The sequence below is a fragment of the Streptomyces sp. NBC_01788 genome (genome assembly GCF_035917575.1).
Classification (GTDB): domain Bacteria; phylum Actinomycetota; class Actinomycetes; order Streptomycetales; family Streptomycetaceae; genus Streptomyces.
In genome coordinates, this window is the sequence record NZ_CP109090.1 from 3,367,504 (window position 1) to 3,389,795 (window position 22,292).

The 22,292-nt window shown below is 72.1% G+C and carries 15 protein-coding genes and 1 tRNA gene; 7 read left to right on the forward strand and 9 right to left on the reverse strand.

Going from position 1 to position 22,292, the window contains the following annotated elements; translation table 11 throughout:
- Positions 1-74 precede the first annotated feature (74 nt).
- The 5 genes from OIE49_RS15240 to OIE49_RS15260 form a co-directional block, all read right to left on the reverse strand.
- Positions 75-701 carry a BMP family ABC transporter substrate-binding protein gene (locus OIE49_RS15240; RefSeq protein ID WP_326802787.1) on the reverse strand — a complete coding sequence of 209 codons (627 nt, stop codon included), beginning with the start codon at positions 699-701 and terminating at the stop codon, positions 75-77.
- 111 nt (positions 702-812) lie between these two features.
- Complete coding sequence (locus tag OIE49_RS15245; RefSeq protein WP_326802788.1) at positions 813-1,529, reverse strand: HNH endonuclease family protein; 717 nt, start codon at positions 1,527-1,529, stop codon at positions 813-815.
- 164 nt (positions 1,530-1,693) lie between these two features.
- Positions 1,694-5,236, reverse strand: coding sequence for a transcription-repair coupling factor (mfd, locus tag OIE49_RS15250; RefSeq protein WP_326802789.1), 3,543 nt, complete (start codon positions 5,234-5,236; stop codon positions 1,694-1,696).
- Positions 5,237-5,475: 239 nt separating this feature from the next.
- A complete protein-coding gene (locus tag OIE49_RS15255) occupies positions 5,476-8,055 on the reverse strand; it encodes an ABC transporter permease (RefSeq protein WP_326802790.1) in 2,580 nt (859 codons plus the stop codon).
- On the reverse strand, positions 8,052-8,840 hold the full coding sequence (locus OIE49_RS15260; protein ID WP_326802791.1) for an ABC transporter ATP-binding protein: 789 nt from the start codon (positions 8,838-8,840) through the stop codon (positions 8,052-8,054). The genes OIE49_RS15255 and OIE49_RS15260 overlap by 4 nt, the downstream gene beginning before the upstream one ends.
- Positions 8,841-9,258: 418 nt before the next feature.
- Here OIE49_RS15260 and OIE49_RS15265 point away from each other — a divergent pair, with 418 nt between their 5' ends.
- Positions 9,259-10,752 (forward strand): MFS transporter, encoded by a 1,494-nt coding sequence (locus OIE49_RS15265; RefSeq protein ID WP_326802792.1) that lies wholly within the window; start codon positions 9,259-9,261, stop codon positions 10,750-10,752.
- 19 nt (positions 10,753-10,771) lie between these two features.
- On the opposite strand, the gene OIE49_RS15270 is transcribed toward OIE49_RS15265, so the two are convergent.
- The 3 genes from OIE49_RS15270 to OIE49_RS15280 all read right to left on the reverse strand — a co-directional run bounded on the left by OIE49_RS15270 (position 10,772) and on the right by OIE49_RS15280 (position 15,774).
- Positions 10,772-11,659 (reverse strand): cellulose-binding protein, encoded by an 888-nt coding sequence (locus OIE49_RS15270; RefSeq protein WP_326802793.1) that lies wholly within the window; start codon positions 11,657-11,659, stop codon positions 10,772-10,774.
- Positions 11,660-11,827: 168 nt separating this feature from the next.
- Positions 11,828-14,746, reverse strand: a complete 2,919-nt coding sequence (locus OIE49_RS15275) for an SUKH-4 family immunity protein (protein ID WP_326802794.1) — start codon at positions 14,744-14,746, stop codon at positions 11,828-11,830.
- An 8-nt stretch (positions 14,747-14,754) separates the two neighbouring features.
- Positions 14,755-15,774, reverse strand: a complete 1,020-nt coding sequence (locus OIE49_RS15280) for an SMI1/KNR4 family protein (RefSeq protein WP_326802795.1) — start codon at positions 15,772-15,774, stop codon at positions 14,755-14,757.
- Positions 15,775-16,086: 312 nt separating this feature from the next.
- On the opposite strand from OIE49_RS15280, the gene OIE49_RS15285 reads away from it, so the two are divergent.
- Together OIE49_RS15285 and OIE49_RS15290 are read left to right on the forward strand one after the other, a co-directional pair.
- Positions 16,087-16,602 carry a YwqJ-related putative deaminase gene (locus OIE49_RS15285; protein WP_326802796.1) on the forward strand — a complete coding sequence of 172 codons (516 nt, stop codon included), beginning with the start codon at positions 16,087-16,089 and terminating at the stop codon, positions 16,600-16,602.
- A gap of 101 nt (positions 16,603-16,703) precedes the next feature.
- Positions 16,704-17,228: an SUKH-3 domain-containing protein gene (locus OIE49_RS15290; RefSeq protein WP_326802797.1), complete on the forward strand. Its 525-nt coding sequence runs from the start codon at positions 16,704-16,706 to the stop codon at positions 17,226-17,228.
- A 77-nt stretch (positions 17,229-17,305) separates the two neighbouring features.
- Here OIE49_RS15290 and OIE49_RS15295 read toward each other — a convergent pair whose 3' ends face one another.
- On the reverse strand, positions 17,306-18,652 hold the full coding sequence (locus OIE49_RS15295; protein ID WP_326802798.1) for a sensor histidine kinase: 1,347 nt from the start codon (positions 18,650-18,652) through the stop codon (positions 17,306-17,308).
- Positions 18,653-18,740: 88 nt separating this feature from the next.
- Here OIE49_RS15295 and OIE49_RS15300 point away from each other — a divergent pair.
- The 4 genes from OIE49_RS15300 to OIE49_RS15315 all read left to right on the forward strand — a co-directional run bounded on the left by OIE49_RS15300 (position 18,741) and on the right by OIE49_RS15315 (position 22,254).
- Positions 18,741-18,813 (forward strand) — tRNA-Gln (locus OIE49_RS15300).
- Positions 18,814-18,941: 128 nt separating this feature from the next.
- Positions 18,942-20,390 carry a bifunctional UDP-N-acetylglucosamine diphosphorylase/glucosamine-1-phosphate N-acetyltransferase GlmU gene (gene glmU, locus OIE49_RS15305; protein WP_326802799.1) on the forward strand — a complete coding sequence of 483 codons (1,449 nt, stop codon included), beginning with the start codon at positions 18,942-18,944 and terminating at the stop codon, positions 20,388-20,390.
- 94 nt (positions 20,391-20,484) lie between these two features.
- On the forward strand, positions 20,485-21,459 hold the full coding sequence (locus tag OIE49_RS15310) for a ribose-phosphate diphosphokinase (RefSeq protein WP_100571053.1): 975 nt from the start codon (positions 20,485-20,487) through the stop codon (positions 21,457-21,459).
- A 204-nt stretch (positions 21,460-21,663) separates the two neighbouring features.
- Complete coding sequence (locus OIE49_RS15315) at positions 21,664-22,254, forward strand: 50S ribosomal protein L25/general stress protein Ctc (RefSeq protein ID WP_326802800.1); 591 nt, start codon at positions 21,664-21,666, stop codon at positions 22,252-22,254.
- Positions 22,255-22,292: the final 38 nt, after the last annotated feature.

Here is a 22,292-nt window from a genome sequence, read left to right on the forward strand (position 1 = left end):
CAAACAAAGTATCTGCACAGGTTCTGCAACTTTAGATGATCTTTGCCAACTGCCATGTGTAGTAAGTCCGTTGATCATCCCCCGGACGCGCGTACGGCCTGCCTGATCGTTTCCACCACCGTCTCGTCGAGCTCCGCGCCAGGCTTCGCGACGGTGAGGTTCCCGGCCCTGTCCGCCTTCGCCCCCGGCGCTTCGTCGACAACGACGAAGCGCACCGCCGTGTGCTTCCCGGCGGCGGCCTTGGTGACCTGCACCTGCGACGCGCCGACCGCGACGACCACGTCGCACTGACGCTGGATCAACCCATTGAGGAACGGCTGGGCGTTGGCTGCCGACTGCTCCCCCATGACCGGCACATAGGTGACCCGGGCACTGGTCTCCAGGGAGGCCTTCTGCATCCCCTCCCACACCGAGGCGGCCGTGCCCTGCCCGATGCCCGTCTCTCCCGTCAGCAGGCACGCGTCGACATCCTGGTACTGACGCGCCCGCGGATCAGGAGCCACGGCCCGCGCACCGCCCTCACCGCCGACGAACAACCACGCGCCGGTCAGTCCGAGCACCGCAACCGCGGCGCCGCCGGCCGCCCAGGCCCTGCGGCCCCTCAGCGCACCAGCCGCCGCCGTCACCGTACGGACGACCGACGCCCTGCCCGGAGAGGCGGTGTTCTTCTTACGGCTCCGCCAGCCACGCCGGATCTTCATCAATCTGCCTCTCGGGAACGTGCTGGCACAGCACACGGTTTCGGCCCGGACCGCCGAACCATACCTCTCCCTATTCCGGCGAAACCTCCTACGCCGAGGGGCTGTTCGGCGTCAGCGGGCGTGGAAGCGCTCCGGTGCCTTCGTCGGGTTGCCGCCCGAGGGGAGCTTCTGGCCGGGGCAGGTGGCCAGGACCTTCTTCATCGCGGCCTTCTCGGCCCCGGTGACCCACAGTTGGTACTTCTTCTTCACGGCGACCTGCGCGGCGACGTACGTGCACCGGTAGCCCTTGGCGGGCGGCAGCCACGTCGCCGCGTCGCCGTCGCCCTTGGAGCGGTTGGCGCTCGCGTCCACGGCTATCAGGTTGAGCGGGTCGTTGGCCAGCGCTATGCGCTTGCTCGCGTCCCAGTAGGCGGCGCCCTTCTGCCAGGCGTCCGAGAGGGCGACGACATGGTCTATGTCGACCAGGCTGCGCCCACGCCGGTAGACGATCTCCTTGTCGGAGTACGGGTCCCGCTCCAGCACGCCGTACGACACCTTGCACTTGCCGTCGGTGAACCGCACCTGCTTCAGGTCCCGTTTGAGGATGTCGTCGCGGGTGGGGCAGCCGTTGGAGTCGGTGTCCGCCCAGGCGGTGCCGAACTTCTCCCGGACGTAACCGGTCTTGGGGGAACGCCCCTTGACGGTCAGTGACTCGGCGGCGGCGAGCGCCTCACCGCCGGTCTTCGCCGGCTCGGGTCCGCTCGCACCCCCGTCCATCTGCTCCGTGCATCCGGTCGCCAACAGTGCCACGACGGCAGCCGCAACCGCCCCGCCCCTCAGACGCGTCACGCTGCGCCCCTCCCCTAACCTGCCTGGTTCCGCCCATGGTTCGGGCGTCCTTCACCTGCTGCCCACCGTAGCGGGGCGGTATGCGCAGGCCACACGGGGGTACGGGGGTCACGGGGCGCGAACGCGCGGGCCGCGTACCCTCCGCGGCCCCGGAAACGCGCGGGCTACGAGCCCAGAATGGACGCCAGGAACTCCCCCACCCAGCCCAGCAGTTCACGGCCGACCAGCGGCTTGCCGCCGATCTTCGCGGTCTTGGGCCGGGGCACGAGGACCTGGTGGACGGCCGGCTTGATCACCGAGCCCGGGTAGAGGCGCTTGACGCGCAGCTCCTGCGACTCGCGCAGTTCCACCGGGGCGAAGCGGATGTTGTTGCCCTGGAGCACGATCTCGCCGACGCCGCAGGCGCGGGCGAGCATGCGCAGCCCGGCCACCAGCAGCAGGTTCTCCACCGGCTCGGGCAACTTGCCGTAGCGGTCGGTGAGTTCCTCGCGGACGGCCTTGATGTCCTCCTCGGAGTCGGCGGAGGCGATGGACCGGTAGGCCTGGAGGCGCAACCGCTCGCCGGGCGCGTAGTCGTGCGGGACGTGCGCGTCGACCGGCAGCTCGATCTTGACCTCGAGCGGCGGCTCCTCCTGGATCTCTCCCGTCTCCAGCTGCCGCCGGTAGTCCGCGACCGCCTCGCCGACCATGCGGACGTAGAGGTCGAAGCCGACGCCCGCGATGTGCCCGGACTGCTCGCCGCCCAGCAGGTTTCCGGCGCCGCGGATCTCCAGGTCCTTCATCGCCACGTACATGCCCGCGCCCATCTCGGTGTGCTGCGCGATGGTCGCCAGGCGCTCGTGGGCCGTCTCCGTCAGCGGCTTCTCCGGCGGGTACAGGAAGTAGGCGTAGCCGCGCTCGCGGCCCCGGCCCACCCGGCCGCGCAGCTGGTGGAGCTGGGACAGGCCGAAGTTGTCGCCGCGCTCCACGATCAGGGTGTTGGCGTTGGAGATGTCGATGCCGGACTCGACGATCGTCGTCGAGACCAGCACGTCGAACTTCTTCTCCCAGAAGTCGACGACGACCTGTTCGAGGGCCGCCTCCGACATCTGGCCGTGGGCCGTGGCGATGCGCGCCTCGGGGACGATCTCCCGCAGCCGGGCCGTGGCACGGTCGATGGACTCCACCCGGTTGTGGATGTAGAAGACCTGGCCCTCGCGCAGCAGTTCGCGGCGGATCGCCGCGCCGATCTGCTTCTCCTCGTACGGCCCGACGAACGTCAGCACCGGGTGCCGCTCCTCGGGCGGCGTGGTGATCGTCGACATCTCCCGGATGCCGGTGACCGCCATCTCCAGCGTGCGCGGGATCGGGGTCGCCGACATCGTCAGGACGTCGACGTTCGCCCGGAGCTTCTTCAGCTGCTCCTTGTGCTCGACACCGAAGCGCTGCTCCTCGTCGACGATGACCAGGCCGAGGTCCTTGAACTTCGTCTGCGAGGAGAACAGGCGGTGGGTGCCGATGACGATGTCCACCGCGCCGTCCCCGAGACCCTCCAGGACCGTCTTGGCCTCGGTGTCGGTCTGGAAGCGGGAGAGCGCTCTGACGTTCACCGGGAACTGCGCGTACCGCTCGGAGAACGTGCCGAAGTGCTGTTGCACCAGCAGCGTCGTCGGGACCAGGACCGCGACCTGCTTGCCGTCCTGGACGGCCTTGAAGGCGGCGCGGACCGCGATCTCCGTCTTGCCGTAGCCGACGTCGCCGCAGATCAGGCGGTCCATCGGGACCGACTTCTCCATGTCCTCCTTGACCTCGGCGATCGTGGTGAGCTGGTCCGGGGTCTCCGCGTACGGGAAGGCGTCCTCCAGCTCGCGCTGCCACGGCGTGTCCGAGCCGAAGGCGTGCCCGGGCGCCGCCATCCGCGCGCTGTAGAGCCTGATCAGGTCGGCGGCGATCTCCTTGACCGCCTTCTTCGCCCGCGCCTTGGTCTTCGTCCAGTCGGCGCCGCCGAGCCGGTGCAGGGTGGGCGCCTCGCCGCCGACGTACTTGGTGATCTGTTCGAGCTGGTCGGTGGGGATGTACAGGCGGTCGCCGGGCTGGCCGCGCTTGGCCGGGGCGTACTCCACCACCAGGTACTCGCGGGTCGCGCCCTGCACCGTGCGCTGCACCATCTCGATGTAGCGGCCCACGCCGTGCTGCTCGTGGACGATGTAGTCGCCCGTCTCCAGGGTCAGCGGGTCGATGGTCTTGCGCCGCCGCACCGGCATCCGCGCACCGTCCCGGCCGGCCGTCTTCTGGCCGGTCAGGTCGGTCTCGGTGAGCACGGCCAGCTTCAGGGCTGCGTCGACGAAACCGTGGTCGATGCCGCCGCAGGCCACGTGCACGACCGACGGGGACAGCCCGCCGAGGTCCACGTCGAGGCGGGCCGCGACGCCCTCCCCGCCCAGCACCTCGGCGGTGCGCGAGGCCGGACCGTGGCCCTCGGTGACGTACACCGCGCGCCAGCCGTCCGCGAGCCAGCCCTTGGTGTCGGCGAGCGCCTTGGCGATGTCGCCGCGGTAGGTCTCGGGCGCGTGCATGCCCAGCTTGAGCGCGTCCCCGTCCCCCTCGTACGCCGTCTCGTCCGCGGCGAACGGCGACACCGACCACCACATCATGTCCAGCTCGCGCGCCCGGTCCCGGACGTCCGCGATGGACCACAGTGAGGCCGCGCCGAGGTCGATGGGCGCCTCGCCCCCGCCGGCCGAGGCCGCCCAGGACGCCTGGAGGAACTCCTGGGAGGTCGCCACCAGGTCCGCCGCGCGCCTGCGCACCCGCTCGGGGTCGCAGACCACGGTCATGGCGCCCTTGGGCAGCACGTCGAGCAGCAGCTCCATGTCGTCGACCAGGACCGGCGCCAGGGACTCCATGCCCTCCACCGCGATGCCCTCGGCGATCCTGCCCAGCAGCTCGCCGAGTTCCGGATGCCGCTCGGCGAGGGCGCGCGCACGCGCGCGTACGTCCTCGGTGAGCAGCAGTTCACGGCAGGGCGGGGCCCACAGTCCGTGCTCGGCGACCTCCAGGGAACGCTGGTCGGCGACCTTGAAGTACCGGATCTCCTCGACGTCGTCGCCCCAGAACTCGACGCGCAGGGGGTGTTCCTCGGTGGGCGGGAAGACGTCGAGGATGCCGCCGCGCACGGCGAACTCGCCACGCTTCTCCACCAGCTCCACGCGGGAGTACGCGGCGGCGGCGAGGGCGTCCACCACGCTGTTCAGGTCGGCGGTCCGCCCCGCCCGCAGCGCCACCGGCACCAGATCGCCCAGCCCCTTGACCTGCGGCTGGAGCACCGAGCGCACGGGGGCGACGACGACGGAGAGCGGTCCGGTCTCCGGATCGTCGGGGCTCGGGTGGGCCAGGCGGCGCAGCACGGCCAGGCGGCGGCCGACGGTGTCGCTGCGCGGGCTGAGCCGCTCGTGCGGCAGCGTCTCCCAGGACGGGTACTCCACGACGCCCTCGGCCGGCAGCAGCGAGCGCAGGGCCGCGACCAGGTCCTCGGCCTCGCGGCCGGTCGCCGTCACCGCGAGCACGGGACGGGCGGACTCACGGGCCAGCGCGGCGACGGCGAAGGGCCGGGCGGCGGGGGGACCGACGAGGTCCAGGTGCATGCGGTTGCCGTCCGCCGCCGCGGTGATCGCTTCCGCGAGGGCGGGGTCCTTGAGGACGGCGTCGAGCAGACCGTGCAGGCTCATGGGGGGCTTTCCGTCCGAATCCGTCCGAGGGTGGGCAACGCGAAGGACCCGACTCGTGCGGCGGGCCGGGGATTCCTTCAGCGTACGCCGCCGGGCAGTCGGCTCGCGGAGGCTGTGGACAACCCCGCTCGCGCCCCCGCCGCCCCTTGCGGCACAAGCCCGGTGCCGGGAAGTCACCCTGACTTCCCGGCACCGGGCTTCTCCTTGGCCCCGTCCGCGGAGGGGGCACGCCGCGCTCGCTAGTCGGTCGCGATCGCGTTCAGGACGTTCATCCGGCCGGCCCGGAAGGCCGGGACCAGTGAGGCGAACAGGCCCACGAGGGCCGAGCCGACGAAGACCACGATGATCGTGACCCAGGGGATCTCCAGGACCTTCAGGCCCTCGAGGGCGAGGAGCTTCTGGGCGGTCGCGCCCCAGCCCATGCCGAGCCCCAGGCCGAGCAGCGCGCCGAACAGGGCGATCACCACGGACTCCAGGCGGATCATGCGGCGCAGCTGGCGGCGGGAGAGGCCGATCGCCCGCATCAGGCCGATCTCCCTCGTCCGCTCGACCACCGACAGCGCCAGGGTGTTCACCACGCCCAGGACGGCGACGATGATCGCCAGAGCGAGCAGTGCGTAGACCATGTCGAGCAGCTGGCCGATCTGGTTCTCCAGCTCCTTCTTGTAGTCGGTCTGGTCGCGGACGGTGTACTGCGGGTAGTCGTGCAGCGCGGACTTGAGCGCCTGGTACGCGGCGGTCTCCTGCCCGTCCTTGGCTGTGGCGAAGAGCAGCAGGTCGAGCGGCATCCGGTCGGCGGGCAGGTACTTTCCGACCGTGGCGATCGAGACGTACATCGCGCCGTTGTCGATCAAGCCGTCGTCGCTGGTGATCGCGCGGACCGTGAGCGCGGCCGTCCTGCCGCCCTTGAACCCGACCTCGACCGTGGACCCCTGCTTGATGCCGTGCTTCTTGGCGAAGCCCTCGGGGACGGACATCGAGTCGGGCCCGTAGGCGTCGGCGAGCGTGCCGGAGACCGTCTTGGTGCGCAGGTCCTGGGCGTAGGTCGGGTCGGCCGCGTTGATCATCTCGTTCTTGGACGTACCGCCGTCCGGCGTGGTCAGGGAGACGTCCACGAGCTTGTACTCGGTGACCCGCTCCAGCCCCGGGGCGTCCTTCACGGCCTTCACCGCCTGCGGGGTGATGACCTCGCCGTTGTCGCTCTGGATGATGAAGTCCGTGCCGACGGTCTTGTCGAGCTGGTCGGTGGCGGAGGCCACCATCGAGGAGCCGACCACCGACAGGCAGGCCACCAGGGCGAGGCCGATCATCAGCGCGGCGCCGGTGGCGCCGGTGCGGCGCGGGTTGCGGAGCGCGTTGCGCTCGGCCATCCGCCCGACCGGGCCGAAGATCCGCAGCAGGACCACGCTGAGTACGCGGACCAGGCCGCCCACGAGCAGCGGGCCGACGACGACGAGGCCGATCAGGGTGAGCACCACGCCCAGACCCAGCCACGCCGAGCCCTGGGTGGCCTTCGCGGCCTCGGCGGCGGCGAACAGGCTCGCGGCGCCCGCGCCGGTGAGGACCAGGCCGACGACGGCACGGATCGTCCCGGCCCTGCCGTCGGCCGGGGTGCCCGCGTCGCGCAGGGCGGCCATCGGGGAGATCTTGCCGGCCCGCCGGGCGGGCAGGTAGGCGGCGAGGACGGTGACGACCACGCCGAGGACCAGGCCGATGACGGGGGTGGTCCAGGCGACCGTGAGGTCGTCGGTGGACAGGTTCATGCCCGCCTGACCCATGATCTTCATCAGGGCGACCGCGATGCCGACGCCCGCCCCGACGCCGAGCACGGAGCCGATTACGCCCAGCAGCAGCGCCTCGACCAGCACGGACCGGTTGACCTGGCGGCGGGAGGAGCCGATGGCGCGCATCAGGCCGATCTCCCGGGTGCGCTGGGCGACCAGCATCGAGAAGGTGTTGATGATCAGGAAGATGCCGACGAGGAAGGCGATTCCGGCGAAGCCGAGCATCCCGTACTTCATCACGTTCAGGAAGCTCTCGATGTCCTTCTGGTTGGCGTCGGCGACCTCCTTGGCCGTCTGCACCTTGTAGCCGGCGCCGAGCGCGGCGGACACGTTCTTCTTCAGCTGCTCGTCGGTGACGCCCTTGACGGCGGTGACGTTGACGTTCGTGTACACACCGGTCCGGCCGACCAGGGTCCGCTGGGCGGTCGGGGTGTCCAGGTAGAAGATCGCCGCGCCGGGGTTGGTGACGGTGAAGGCGGCGATGCCGGACACGTGCGCGCGATGGGTGCCGACCGCGGTGATCAGACCGATCTCGTCACCGAGCTTCAGGTGGTGCTTGCCGGCGGTGTCGGCGTCGACCATCACCTGGTCCGGGCCCTTGGGCGCCGTACCGGAGGTGATCTTCATGGTGCGGGAGTCGTTGTTGTTCCAGTTGCCGACGATGGTGGGCGCGCCGCTGCTGGGCGAGAGCTTGTCCTTGTCGGCGTCGACGACGGTCACGGAGGTGGAGAACACCGTTCCCTCGGCCGCCCGCACGCCCTGGGCCCGGCGCACCTCGCCGAGCACGGAGGCCGGCAGGACCGGCGGCTTGCCGGTGCGGGAGGTGGTCTCACCGGTGTCGGACGAGGTCTTGGTGCTGACCGTGACGTCCGAGGACGTCGCCTGGAACAGCTTGTCGAACGTCGTGTTCATGGTGTCGGTGAAAACCAGCGTGCCGCACACGAAGGCCACCGACAGCAGCACCGCCACGGCCGACAGCGCCATGCGGCCCTTGTGCGCGAAGAAGTTGCGCAGGGAGGTCTTCAGGACGGTCATGACGTACGCCCCCGGGCGTCGAAGTCCTTCATGCGGTCCAGGACCTGATCGGCCGTCGGCTGGTGCATCTCGTCGACGATCCGGCCGTCGGCGAGGTACAGCACGCGGTCGGCGTGGGAGGCGGCCACCGGGTCGTGCGTGACCATCACGATCGTCTGGCCCAGGTCGTCCACGGACCGGCGCAGGAAGCCCAGCACCTCGGCGCCCGCGCGGGAGTCCAGGTTGCCGGTCGGCTCGTCACCGAAGATGATCTCGGGCCGGGCGGCCAGGGCCCGGGCCACGGCGACGCGCTGCTGCTGGCCGCCGGAGAGCTGGTTGGGCCGGTGCTTGAGCCGCCCCGCGAGACCGACGGTCTCCACCACCTGCTCCAGCCACTTCCCGTCCGGCTTGCGGCCGGCGATGTCCATGGGCAGGGTGATGTTCTCCAGCGCGTTCAGCGTGGGCAGCAGGTTGAACGCCTGGAAGATGAAACCGATCCGGTCCCGGCGCAGCTGCGTGAGCTTCTTGTCCTTCAGCCCGGTGATCTCGGTCTCGTCCAGGTAGATCTGTCCGCTCGTCACGGTGTCGAGACCGGCGAGGCAGTGCATCAGCGTGGACTTGCCGGAGCCCGAGGGACCCATGATCGCGGTGAACCGGCCGCGGGCGATGTCGACGTCGACGTGGTCGAGGGCGACGACCCGGGTCTCCCCGGCCCCGTACGCCTTCACGACCTGCCGCGCCCGCGCGGCGACGGCCGTAGTCCCTCCAGTACCCCCGTGCCTGGGAATGGTCACAGCCGTTGTCACGTCAAGTCTCCTATGTCGGTCCGGTGGTGAAGCGTCCGGTGCTGCGTCACGTGCGAAGTGGGTGTGTACGTCGTGCGTCTCGGTACGCCGATGAGTCTGCTCGACGGGGGGTGTCCGGCGCGCTGGTGCTCAGCGCAGTCTTCTCCGGGGGAAAACCCCACCCCCGCCGCTGTGGCGTACCGCCCCCCGCGACGTAAGACCAGGTTAAGGACCGGCCCGGTCCCCGCTCGTCCTCCGTCGGTACGACCGCTCCCCGACCCCGGGTACGGAGCTTCCCCTAGGGGGCCTCCGTCTTCGGGAGGAGCCGTTCTCAGGGTCGCCTCCGCCGCACCGCCCCTCGGCCTCCGCCCTCCCGCCACGGAAGGGCGGAGTGGGAAGCTGTCCGGCGGCAGATGGATGCAGGGGGAAAGGACCCGGAGTGGGCGGCACCGAACCCGCGACACGGCAGGTTGCCCGGTCCGGCGCGGCCGACCGGCGGGGCGCGGTCGTGGCCGCGCTGATGCTGGCCATGGCGCTGGCCGCGCTCGACTCGACGATCGTGTCGACGGCCGTGCCGCAGATCGTCGGGGACCTGGGCGGCTTCTCCGTGTTCTCCTGGCTGTTCTCCGGCTATCTGCTGGCCGTGACAGTGAGCCTGCCCGTCTACGGCAAGCTGTCCGACACCTTCGGGCGCAAACCGGTGCTGGTCGCGGGCGCGGTCGTCTTCCTCGTCGGCTCCCTGCTGTGCGCCGGCGCCTGGAACATGGGCGCGCTGATCGCCTTCCGCGTCGTGCAGGGCCTGGGCGGCGGGGCGTTGCAGGGCACGGTCCAGACACTCGCCGCCGACCTGTACCCGCTGGAGCAGCGCCCGAGGATCCAGGCGAAGCTCTCCACGGTGTGGGCGGTGTCGGCGATCGCCGGACCCGCGCTGGGCGGTGTCCTGGCCGCCTACGCCGACTGGCGCTGGATCTTCCTGGTCAACCTGCCGATCGGCGCCGCCGCCCTGTGGCTGATCGTCCGCCATCTGCGCGAGCCCGAGCGGGAGCGGCGGTCCCGCCCGCGCGTCGACTGGGCGGGCGCGCTGGCAGTGTTCGCGTGCGCGGGCGCCCTGCTCACCGCGGTGGTGCAGGGCGGGGTGGCGTGGCCCTGGCTGTCGGCGCCGTCGCTCGCCCTGTTCGGTACGGGACTCGCGCTGGCCGCCGCCGTGGTGGTGATCGAGCGGCGGGCGGCCGACCCGATCCTGCCGGGCTGGGTGTGGCGCCGCCGTACGATCGCCGCGGTGAACCTCGCCTTGGGCGCCCTGGGGTTGCTGATGGTCGCGCCCACGGTCTTCCTGCCGACATACGCCCAGTCGGTGCTCGGCCTGGCACCGGTCGCGGCCGGATTCGTCCTGTCGGTCTGGACGCTGAGCTGGCCGCTGTCGGCGGCGCTCAGCCAGCACGTCTACCGGCGGATCGGCTTCCGCAACACCGCCATGCTCGGCATCGGCGCGGCGGCCCTGACCCTGTTCGCCTTCCCCTTCCTGCCCTATCCCGGCGCCGCCTGGCAGCCGACCGCGCTGATGCTGGTGCTGGGCGCGGCCCTCGGGCTGTTCCAGCTCCCCCTCCTCGTGGGCGTGCAGTCGACGGTGGGGTGGTCGGAGCGGGGCACCGCCACCGCCTCGGTCCTCTTCTGCCGCCAGACCGGCCAGACGCTCGGCGCCTCCGTCTTCGGCGCGGTCGCCAACGGGGTGCTGGCCACGCGCCTCGGCGGCGCGAGCGACCTGGACTCGGTGACGAGGGCGCTGAGTTCGGGCACGGCCCCCGAGGCCACCCGGCGGGCCATCGCGGACGCGGTCCACGCGGTGTACTTGGGCGCGGGGTGCGCGGCGGCGCTGGCGTTCACGGTGCTGCTGGTGCTGGCGCCGCGACGCTTCCCCGTACTGAAGGAGTAGGGCTGTCGGCCGCGGGGCCCTACTCGGCCCAGGCTCCTTCCTTCAGGGCCGTGATGCTGTCCTGCACGGTTTCCATCTGGGTCCGTACGGCGTCCCACACCTCGCCGTGCTCGCGCAGCACCTGCTCGGTCTCAAGGGCGATCCGGTCGGCCCGCAACCGGGCCTCGGCCAGCATCTCCGCCGCCCGCACGCGCGCCTCCTCCGGGTCCCGCCGCGCCGCCTCCCGCGCGTCGACGAGGGCCTGTTCCGCCTCGGACAGCGCCGTCTCGGCGGCCGCCACCCGTTCGGTGTGCCGCACCTCCAGACCGGCCTGACGCTCCGTCACCTCTTGCTCCGCGTCCACCAGCGCGTCCGCCTGCTCGCGGGACTGCTCGGTGAGCATCCCGGACGCGCGCTGCCGCGCCTCCCGCAGCGCCGCCAGCGCCACGCCGCGTGACTCCTTCACCTCGCGCCGCACCGAGATCCGGATGCCCTCGGCCTCCGCCTGGCCCTCGAGGAGCCGCAGCCGGGCCCGCTCGTCGGCCTCGGCGTGTACGGCGTCGGCGTACGCCCGCGCGTCCTGGAGCGTGCCGTCGACATACGTCCGCGCCGCATCGAGGAGTTCGTCCCCCTCCTGCCGCGCCCGCTCCCGGACCGTCCTCGCCTCCTCCAGCCCCAGTTCGTACAGCCGCCGGGCGCCCTCGCCCAGCGACTCGTAGGACTGCTCGCCGAGCCCGGTGAGCTTCTCCCGCAGAGTTGCGAGCTCCTCCTCCATGGTCCTGGCCAGGACGGTCAGCCGCGCGGCCCGTTCCCAGGCGGCGTCCCGGCCGTCGGAGAGGGCGTCCGCGAAGGCGTTCACCTGATCGGGGCGGTAGCCGCGTCCCCGTACGGCCACGAAGCCGTGGAGCGACATCGGTGCGCTGCCCATCCTGGACCCCTCTTCGCCGGCGGTGATTTCGCGGACATCTTCGAGGATTGGCCGGAAATGTTCATAACGCGACACTCCGGGCGCAACGGACGGTCGGCCGTGAACGCAAAAAAGGGCCGGACCCGGTCGCACGACCGGGTCCGGCCCCTGGGCCGAACGCTCACACGCTCAGAGGAGTCCGTCCCACATCTGCTCCAGCAGCACCGACCACCAGCTCTCGGGCGAACCGAGCGCCGCCGGGTCGAGCGCGGCCAACTGCGCCTGGAAGTCGACGGTCCAGCGGCCCGCCTGCTCCTGGTTCAGGCCGAACCGCAGCCGCCACATCCGGCCGAGCAGCGCCAGGCAGCGCGCGAACTCCGGCAGGCCGGTGTTCACGAACTGCGGCGCCACGGGCGCACCGCCAGGACCCGACTCCACGGGCACCGCCACGATGTTCGCCGTGCCGTACTGCACGCAGATCGCCTTGCCGAAGTCGCTGCCCATGACGAGGTAGGACCCCGCGTCCGAGGCGGGCTGCACCCCGCGCTCGGCCGCCAGTTCCGCCAGCGTCGGGACCGGGCGGCCCGGCTGGGCCTGCGCCCAGAAGAACGGGCCCATGTCCATGGGCAGACCGGCCACCACCAGGGTGTGCGCCACGACCGGCGGCACGCCCTGGCGGGAGACCGCCGCCTGCTCGAACCGGAAGATCCCCGGCCCGAACGCCGCCGCGAGCTCCGAGGCGATCGCCTCCGGCGGGATCGGCGGCACCGGCTGCACCGGCGGCAGCGGCGCGCGCACCGGTCCCGGACGGGCCGGGCCGTCCGCCACCTGATGCAACTCGCCCTGGTGGGCGAGCAGTTGCTGCATTCCCTGCTGACGGCTCGCATGGTCGGTGCCGTACGGGGCGATGGACGCGATGCGGGCCTGCGGCCACTGCTCACGGATCATCCGCGCGCAGTACGCGCCCGGCAACTGGCAGGACTCCAGCTCCGTGTGCAGCTCCAGGACCCGGTCCGGCGGCACGTTCTTGGCCCGCAGCTCGTGGAAGATCTGCCACTCCGGGTGCGGCGTACCGGGCGCGGAGCGCCGGATCATCCGCTGCTCGGAGCCGTCGTGCGCGCGGTAGCGCAACACGGCCTGATAGCCGGGCCCGACGGTCGGCTGCCCCTGCTGGGGGTAACCGTAGGCAGGCGGGCGCTGCCCGGGTACGGGTGGCTGTCCGGGCATGACGTGACCGGGCATGGGTGGCTGACCAGGTACGGCCTGACCCGGCACGGGCGGCACGCCCGGCGGCGGTACCGCGCCCGGCGGCATCGGCGGCGGGGTGCCCGGAGTCACACCCGGCACACCAGGGGCGCCGGGGGGCGGCGGAGGCATGTGGGGGCCGCTCGGGGGAGGTGCGGCCAGCATCGTCTCCGCGTGGTGCACGACTCCCGGCGCGCCGGGGGCGGCGGGCATGCCCGGGGCACCCGGCGGCATACCGGGGGCGCCCGGGGCCGCAGGAGCACCGGGCGGCGGCGTCGGCAGCTGCGCGCCGGAGGCACCCGGCGGCTTGGGCGGGCCCGGAACGCCGGGCGGGGCCGGCAGATGCGGGGCGCCCCCGCCGCTCTGGCCGGGGTCGGCGAACATCGTGGCGGCATGGTGGACGCCGCCCGGAGGCGTACCGCCGGGCACGCCCGGGCCTCTGAGGCCCTCGGGCCCGTCGGGGCCGAGCGACGACACGAGCTGAGTCGGTACGTATCCGCTCGTGGCGCCCGGCGGGGGCGGCATGGACGGGGCACCCGGCGCGCCCGGAGCACCCGGCGGCGGAGGCGCGGACGCGCCGCCCCCACGGCGGGGCGGAGGCGCCGCCTTGCTGGTCGCGGCGTCGGCGATGTCACCGGCGTCGGGCGCGAGCGGCGGCCGCCCGTGCGGGCCACCACCACCGGGCGCCTGCGCGCCCGGAACCGGCGGAGGCGGCGGAGTGCCCGGTCCACCGGGCCCCTGCGGATACCCGTGCCCCGCGCCACCCACGGCCCCGGACGGCGGAGGCGGAGGCGTACCCGGAGCCACCGGGGCACCCGGCCCGTGCGGATACCCGTACTCCGCACCACCCGGCACACCCGGCGGAGGCGGCGGCGTACTCGCACCCGGAACCGGCGGAGGCGGCGGCGTACCCGGAGCCACCGGGGCACCCGGCCCGTGCGGATACCCGTACTCCGCACCACCCGGCACACCCGGCGGAGGCGGCGGCGTACTCGCTCCCGGAACCGGCGGAGGCGGCGGCGTACCCGGACCCACGGGGGCGCCCCCGTACCCGGCACCGCCCGCCGCCCCGGGCGGCGGCGGTGCACTGCCCTGCGGCCCGCCCTGGGCCGGTGAACTTCCCGGCGGGAAAGGCCCGTTGGGGCCGGTGACCGCCGGTCCGACGGTCGTGCGCGGGAGTGCGCTGCCGCCCGCCATCAGCGCCGTCTTGGCGTCCGGCGGGGCGGCGGGCGGCGGGGTGTCGTCGTCGGAGCCGCTCAGCGGCGGCGCGAACACGGTCGCCGGCAGCGGCACGGAACGGTCGTCCCCGGTGTCGGCGTTGGTGTCCGTGCCCGCCCACGGGGTCGCCCCCGCCGGCGTACCCGGCGCACCGGCGCCCACCGGCATGCCCGCCTGCGTCCGAGGAAGCGGACCACTCCCGCCCGCCTCCGCCGACGCGGCAGCGGCGCCCGCGCCGCCCGCGGTGCCGGACTCGCCGCGGCGGTCCGGAATGCCCATCCGGTCCGCCGCCTCCTGAAGCCACTCCGGTGGGGTCAGCAGGAAGGACGTCTGGTTCAGGTCCACCCTCGCCGGAGGCGGCGGGGCCGCGGCGGCGGCCGGCTCGACCCGGCCGTACTCCTCCTCGTACCGGCGCACCACCTCGCCCACCGGCAGCGCGGGCCACAGCGTGGCCTCCCCGCTGTCCCGGGCGATCACCAGCCGATGCGCGCCCCCGTCCAGGCGCGGGCCGCCCTCGCGGTCCTCGGCCCACACCACGAAGCCCAGCTCGAACTCCCGTACCCGCACCTCGCGATGCTGGTACGCGGGCACGTCACCGTTGATCCACTCTTCCGCGCGCTCCTGCGCCTGCGCGAACGTCACCATCGCTCGACTCACTCCCCCACCGACGAGACGGCCGCGGCACGGGCGAACCCGCCGTCCACCATCAGGTTCGCCACCGTCTCCAACTCCGGCGGCGAACCCGCCAGCCGGGAAAGGAACGCGTCGAAGTCATCACCGCACGGCAGCAGCAGCCGCTGCACCCGCTCGGCCTGCGGCCAGGACGGATCCACGTCCCGCGCGTCGTCGTACGCGCAGAACCACACCGAACCCGACTGCTCGCCCCTCACCTTCACCGCGAGCAGTCCGCCCTGGACGAAGCCGACGGCCAGGTAGTCCTTGGTCAGGTGGTCGCGCAGGCACTTGTTGACGTACACCAGGTCGTTGACCGCCGCCTCCTCACGGACCGTGAAGAACGGCTGGTCGACCAGCAGCCCCAACTCCGCGTCCAGGGCCGTCCCGACCGGCGCGCAGCCGCCCGCGGCCTTCAGGAACGAGCGGTAGGCGCCCGGCAGCCGGTACCCGAGGTCCTCCTCGACCCCCTGCACCTGCTGCTCCGACACCGCCGCACCCGACTTCGGCAGCCGGAAGTGCGCCGGCCGCGTCTCCTGCAACGGGCGGGTGCCCCGCTTGTTCTGGTCGACGTTCGCGGTCGCGATCCCGCCGTGGTGGCGCAGCAGCGCCTTCACCTCCACCGGGACCAGTTCCAGGCGCCGGGAGTCGGCCACGTGGTGCCACGTCCAGCCGTGCGGGGTCGCCACGTTCGGCACCGTGCCCCACAGTTCGTGCCCCGACGCCGCCATCGCCGCGTTCGCCGACACGTAGTCCGTCAGCCGCAGTTCGTCGACCCCGAACCCCTGCGGCGGCTCCGCGATCTCCACCGCGGCCCGCGCGTAGGGCGAGAAGTCGGGGAAACCGCGGTCGTCCACCCGCACCCCTCGCGGGTGACGCGCGGCCCGGACCGGATCCGGAAAGTGCACGATTTGCCCGGCATAGGCCGCGTTCGGCGTCACGGCCTGTCCCCCAGCCTGGCGGCCGGGTGGTACCCCCAGCCCGAGCCGACCTGTCGTCATGGCTGCTGCCCCCTGAGGCACTCTGTACGGCCCACGCCGACCGGCTCGCTGCTCCGCCCGCCGAGGCCCGTATCCCTACTTCTCTCCAACGCGTCCACCGCGCGCACCGCGGCGTGCCGACAGCCTATGCGGTACGACGTCACCGGTCACCGGGCCGCCACCCGCCGAACCGGCCCTGCCGTGACCAGCCGTCACCTTCCAGTGACGCACTGCCCCGGACGGGGTGTGTCACACCGCCCCAGCTTCCGCAGCAGGCACGCCATTTGGCACTCTGTGAGTTTCCGGGGGGATGCACGGGAGGGAAAGACGATCATGAACGCGACGCAGACGGGACCGCACACGAGCGCTTCCGGAGACCCAAGAGTCGGCTGGAGCAGCGCCGACGCACCGCACGCGCCGGCACTCCGCCACCGCCGCGACGGCATCCTGCCGACCGTCGCCGCCGCGCTCTCGGTGCGCGGCGCCACCCTCACCGGCACCGCCGCCCGGGGCGAGGAGCCGCCGGCCCTGCACCACCTCGTCCAGGACTTCCTCGACGCCCTCACCAGCACCCAGCGCGACCGCTTCACCGGCCGCTGCGCCGAGACCATCCTGATCTCCCGGCACATCACCGCCGCCGACGCGGCCCGCAGCAAACGTGCCGTCCGCAAACCCATGAGCAACGGCGAGGCCCGCAAGAGCCTGAAACACGCCAAGCTCACCACCCGCCGCATCCGTGAGGACGGCGACCCCCTGCACGGCAGCTTCGCCGGCCCCTGCCGGTCCTGCACCGCGCTCAGCGCCCACTTCGGCGTCCGCATCGTCGACCCCACCACCGGCAAGGGCTGACCCACCGGCCTGGAAACCCCGGCCGCGGCCCCCGCGAAACCCCCCACCCGCACCCCGCCACGGCGCCACCCGCCACGGCACGACCCACGAACGAAGGGCAGATGCACGCCGACCGAGCCTCCTTCCCCCAGCAGGCCGAGCGCGGGGGAGGAGCCGCACGCTTCCCCGGGCCCGTCGAGACCACGCTGCGCGCCGCCGGCTGGCGGCCGGGGCGCTGGGACATAAAACAGGCCGAGATGTGGGCCGACGCCCTGCGCGAGCACCTCTCGCCCGCCGGCCACCACCACGCCGTGTTCCCCGCCGCCGTCGAGGCCTGGGCGGAGTTCGGCGGCCTGCGCGTCTCGCCCACCGGCCCCGGCCGCCGGATCGCCCCCGCCGTCCTCGATCTGGACCCGCTGCACGGCCTCCACATGGCCCGCACCCTCGGCGACCTCGGCCGCGCCCTGGACACCGAGGTCTGCCCGCTGGGCACCGAGACCGACAGCCGGTCCCTGCTCGCCATCGACGCCGAAGGCCGTGTCTACGCCCTCGACCACACCGGCGACTGGTACCTCGGCCCCGACATCGACCTGGCCCTGTCGGCCCTCGTCTCCGGCACGGAACCCGTACGGCTCACCACGGGCTGAGCACTCGTACACACCCACGCGCGTACGGACACGCACGCGTGCGTACCCGCTCACCGCGCGCCGGCCGGAAGGGCCCGCTACGACGCCGGGATCACCGCCGAGACCCGGAAGCCCCCCGCGTCCGTCGGCCCCGACACGAACACTCCGCCCAGCGCGACGACCCGCTCCCGCATCCCGAGCAGTCCGTTCCCGCCCGACGGCAGCCCCGCAGCCGACGCCGAGGCGGGTTCGGGCGGCGGCTCGTTCTCCACCTGCATCGCGATCTCCGCCGTCCGGTGCGCCAGCCGCACGTACGTCTGCGCCCCCGCCGCGTGCTTGTGGACGTTGGTCAGCGCCTCCTGCACCACGCGGTACGCCGTCTGCTCGACCTCCGCCGCGTAGGAGCGGGCCGTGCCGTGCACCGAGAGGTCCACGGGCATCCCGGCGGCCGCCGACTGCCCGACCAGTTCGTCCAGCTCCGACAGGCACGGCCCCTCGGGCACACCGTCGGCGGCGCGGGAGGCCGCAGCCGCCGCGGCGGCCCCCACCGCGGCGAGCGGCACGTCGTCCGCCGCACGGGACACACCTTGCTCCGGCACGTACGCCCGGGGCTGGGTCTTGGCGGGCTCCGCGCTGCGCAGCACCCCGAGCATCTCCCGCAGCTCGGTCAGCGCCTGCCGCCCCATGTCCCCCACCAGGGCCGCGTTCTTCACCGCCTTCTCCGGGTCCTTGCGGGCCACGGCCTGCAACGCGGCGGCATGGACCACCATCAGACTCACCCGGTGCGCGACCACGTCGTGCATCTCCCGCGCGATCCGGGTCCGCTCCTCGTTGCGGGCCCACTCGGCCCGCTCCTCCGCACGCTCCGCGAGCAGCTGCAGCTCCCGCTCAAGGCTGTCCGCCCGCTCCCGAAGGCTCTCCATCAGCCGCCGCCGGGCCCCGACGTACAGGCCGAGAAGCAGAGGAGGCGCCGTCAGCCCGAGCGAGGTGGTCACCGCGGCGAAGGGCACGAACCAGTCGCCGAGGGTCAGGTCCCCGCGCGCCATGTCCTGGTGCACCCGCACGAACGTCACGATCATCGTCCCGACCAGGGACATCCCGGCCAGCGCGGCGATCACTCTGCGGGGCAGCTCGCACGAGGCCAGGGTGTACAGCCCCACGATGCCCATCAGGAAGCCCATCTGGGCCGGCGTGATCGCGATGGCCACCAGCACCACGGCGATCGGCCACCGCCGCCGGATGAGCAGCACGGCCCCCGCCACCACCCCGAACACGATCCCCAGGGACACCGGAATCCCCGCGTCCCGGGCGAACGGCACCCCCTCGGCCCCGCACTCCAGGGCGGACACCAGCGCGAGTCCCCCGTCGAGTGCCACGCTGCGCCGTCGCGCCCACCACCACGGCCCGGTCAGGACCGCCTCGTGGTCTTCCCCCGTCGTGGTCATGGCTCCAGCCTACGGGCGGCGGCCGGGGCGGGCGGAAGGGAATCGTGGCCCTGAGCCGGGCACGTCTCCGGTATGGTCTGAAGCGCTGTCCCCCGTGGTGTAACTGGCAGCACACTGGTTTTTGGTACCAGCAGGACAAGGTTCGAATCCTTGCGGGGGAGCTCCGGCGCAGAAAGTCTCATTCCGGGTCCCGCCCTCACGGGCCGGGACCCGTTCTCATATCCCCCCACAACCGCCCCGGTATCCTGCGGATGTCCACCCCCACCCATCCACAGCCGAAGGGCATCCCGTGAGCGCCATTCGCCCGGCAGCCGTCGTCGTTCTCGCAGCGGGTGAGGGCACCCGTATGAAGTCGGCCACACCGAAGGTCCTGCATGAGATCTGCGGCCGGTCACTGGTGGGTCATGTGCTCGCCGCCGCACGCGAGTTGAAGCCGGAGAACCTGGTCGTCGTGGTCGGGCACGCGCGGGAGCGGGTGACCGCGCACCTGGCCGAGGCCCACCCCGGGGTCCGCACCGCCGTGCAGGAGAAGCAGAAGGGCACCGGGCACGCGGTCCGGATGGGCCTCGAGGAGCTCGGCGGGCCCGTCGAGGGAACCGTGATCGTCGTCTGCGGCGACACTCCCCTCCTCACCGGTGAGACCCTCCAGCGGCTGGCCACCGCGCACCAGGAGGACGGCAACGCCGTCACCGTGCTCAGCGCCCAGGTCCCGGACGCGACCGGTTACGGCCGGATCGTGCGCGACGCCGGTACGGGCGCCGTGACCGCGATCGTCGAGCACAAGGACGCCACCGAGGACCAGCGGGCGATCCGGGAGATCAACTCCGGGGTGTTCGCGTTCGACGGGCGGCTGCTGGCCGAGGCGCTGGGCCAGGTCCGGACGAACAACAGCCAGCACGAGGAGTACCTCACCGACGTCCTCGGGATCCTGCGCGAGGCCGGGCACCGGGTCGGCGCCTGCGTGGCCGGCGACCACCGGGAGATCGCCGGGATCAACAACCGCGTGCAGCTCGCCGAGGCGCGACGGACCCTCAACGACCGCCTCCTGACGGACGCGATGCTCGCCGGTGTCACGGTCGTCGACCCGGCGACCACCTGGATCGACGTGACGGTGACCTTCGAACAGGACGTCGTCGTGCACCCGGGCACGCAACTGCACGGGACGACCCGGCTCGGCGAGGGCTGCGAGGTGGGCCCCAACAGCCGGCTGACGGACACCCGGGTCGGCCCGGGGGCGCGGGTGGACAACACGGTGTCCGACGGCGCCGTGGTGGGCGCACAGGCCTCCGTGGGGCCGTACGCGTACCTGCGACCGGGTACGCGGCTCGGGGCGAAGTCGAAGGTGGGCACGTACGTCGAGACGAAGAACGCCTCGATCGGCGAGGGCACCAAGGTTCCCCACCTCTCGTACGTCGGTGACGCCACCATCGGCGAGTACACGAACATCGGCGCGGCGAGCGTGTTCGTGAACTACGACGGGGAGAGCAAGCACCACACGACGGTCGGCTCGCACTGCAAGACCGGTTCGGACAACATGTTTGTGGCTCCCGTCACGATCGGGGACGGCGCCTACACCGCCGCCGGGTCCGTGATCACCAAGAGCGTGCCGCCGGGTTCGCTGGCCGTGGCCCGTGGCCAGCAGCGGAATATCGAGGGCTGGGTGGCTCGCAAGCGTCCCGGAAGCGCGGCGGCGAAGGCGGCCGAGGCCGCATCCGGACAGCCGGAGAGCGAAGCCTGACCGGAAACCGGCACGCCAAAGACGGCGTACCGTGATAAGTGCACACGTCCCCACGTCCCACCCTGCTGCGAACACCCGCTGAGGAGACACTGCTGTGACCGGGATCAAGACGACCGGCGAGAAGAAGATGATGTTCTTCTCCGGCCGCGCCCACCCCGAGCTTGCCGAGGAAATCGCCCACGAGCTGGGTGTCGGGGTCGTCCCGACCAAAGCGTTCGACTTCGCGAACGGCGAGATCTACGTGCGTTATCAGGAGTCGGCCCGCGGCGCGGACTGCTTCCTGATCCAGAGCCACACTGCTCCGATCAACAAGTGGATCATGGAGCAGTTGATCATGATCGACGCGCTGAAGCGTGCGTCGGCCCGTTCCATCACGGTCATCGTCCCGTTCTACGGTTACGCGCGGCAGGACAAGAAGCACCGGGGACGTGAACCGATCTCGGCGCGTCTGATCGCGGATCTGATGAAGACCGCGGGCGCCGACCGCATCCTGACCGTGGATCTGCACACGGACCAGATCCAGGGCTTCTTCGACGGACCGGTGGACCACCTGTTCGCGCTGCCGCTGCTGGCGGACTACGTGGGCAACAAGGTGGACCGTTCGAAACTGACGGTGGTCTCCCCGGACGCCGGCCGGGTGCGGGTGGCGGACCGCTGGTGCGACCGGCTGGGCGCCCCGCTGGCGATCGTGCACAAGCGGCGTGACAAGGACGTGGCGAACCAGGTCACCGTGCACGAGGTCGTCGGTGACGTGAAGGGCCGTATCTGCGTCCTGGTGGACGACATGATCGACACGGGTGGCACCATCTGCGCAGCGGCGGACGCCCTGTTCGCGCACGGCGCGGATGACGTGATAGTGACGGCGACGCACGGTGTGCTGTCGGGTCCCGCGGCGGACCGGCTGAAGAACTCCAAGGTGAGCGAGTTCGTGTTCACCGACACGCTGCCGACGCCGAACGAGTTCGAACTCGACAAGATCACGGTGCTGTCCATCGCGCCGACGATCGCGCGCGCGGTGCGCGAGGTGTTCGAGGACGGTTCGGTGACGAGCCTGTTCGACGAGCAGTGACGACCAGGCCTGTGGAACGATCAGGCCCGTAGATCGTTTTGGGTCCGGCCTCCCGCTCCGAGTAGACTGCTGCAGTTGCTCGGCGAGGGAGGCCGTACTCGTTCTCGTGTACGGCGATCCGTTATCGACGCGCTCTTCGTAGCAGGCCGTTCGTGGCCGGGTGACCCCGCCCGTTTTCGTGTACCTCTACGAGGAGTGATGAGCATGTCCGAGGTGAAGCTCGCCGCCGAGACGCGCACCGAGTTCGGCAAGGGTGCCGCCCGCCGTGTCCGCCGTGAGAACAAGGTTCCCGGTGTGCTGTACGAGCACGGCATGGTGCCGATCCACCTGACGCTGCCGGGTCACGAGCTGCTGATGGCGCTGCGTACGCCCAACGTCCTGATCTCGCTGGACATCGACGGCAAGACCAACGAGCTGGCGATCCCGAAGGCCGTGCAGCGCGACCCGCTGAAGGGCCACCTGGTGCACGTGGACCTGCTGATGGTCAAGCGCGGCGAGCGCGTCGTCGTCGAGATCCCCGTCGTCGCCGAGGGCGAGCTGGCCCCGGGCGGCAACCTGCTGGAGCACGTCCTGTCGGCGCTGCCGGTCGAGGCCGAGGCCACGACCATCGCGGACCAGCTCACGGTCTCCGTGCAGGGTCTGGCGGCCGGTGCCGCGATCCAGGCCAAGGACATCGCCCTGCCGAGCGGTGTGAAGCTGGCCGTGGACGAGGACACGGTGGTGCTGCAGGTCCTGGCCGCGCAGGCCGAGGAGGCCCCGGCGGGCGAGGAAGGCGAAGAGGCCGCGCAGGCCTGAGCCCGACCGTCGTCGTTCCGCCGGCCGCCGCTTCCCTC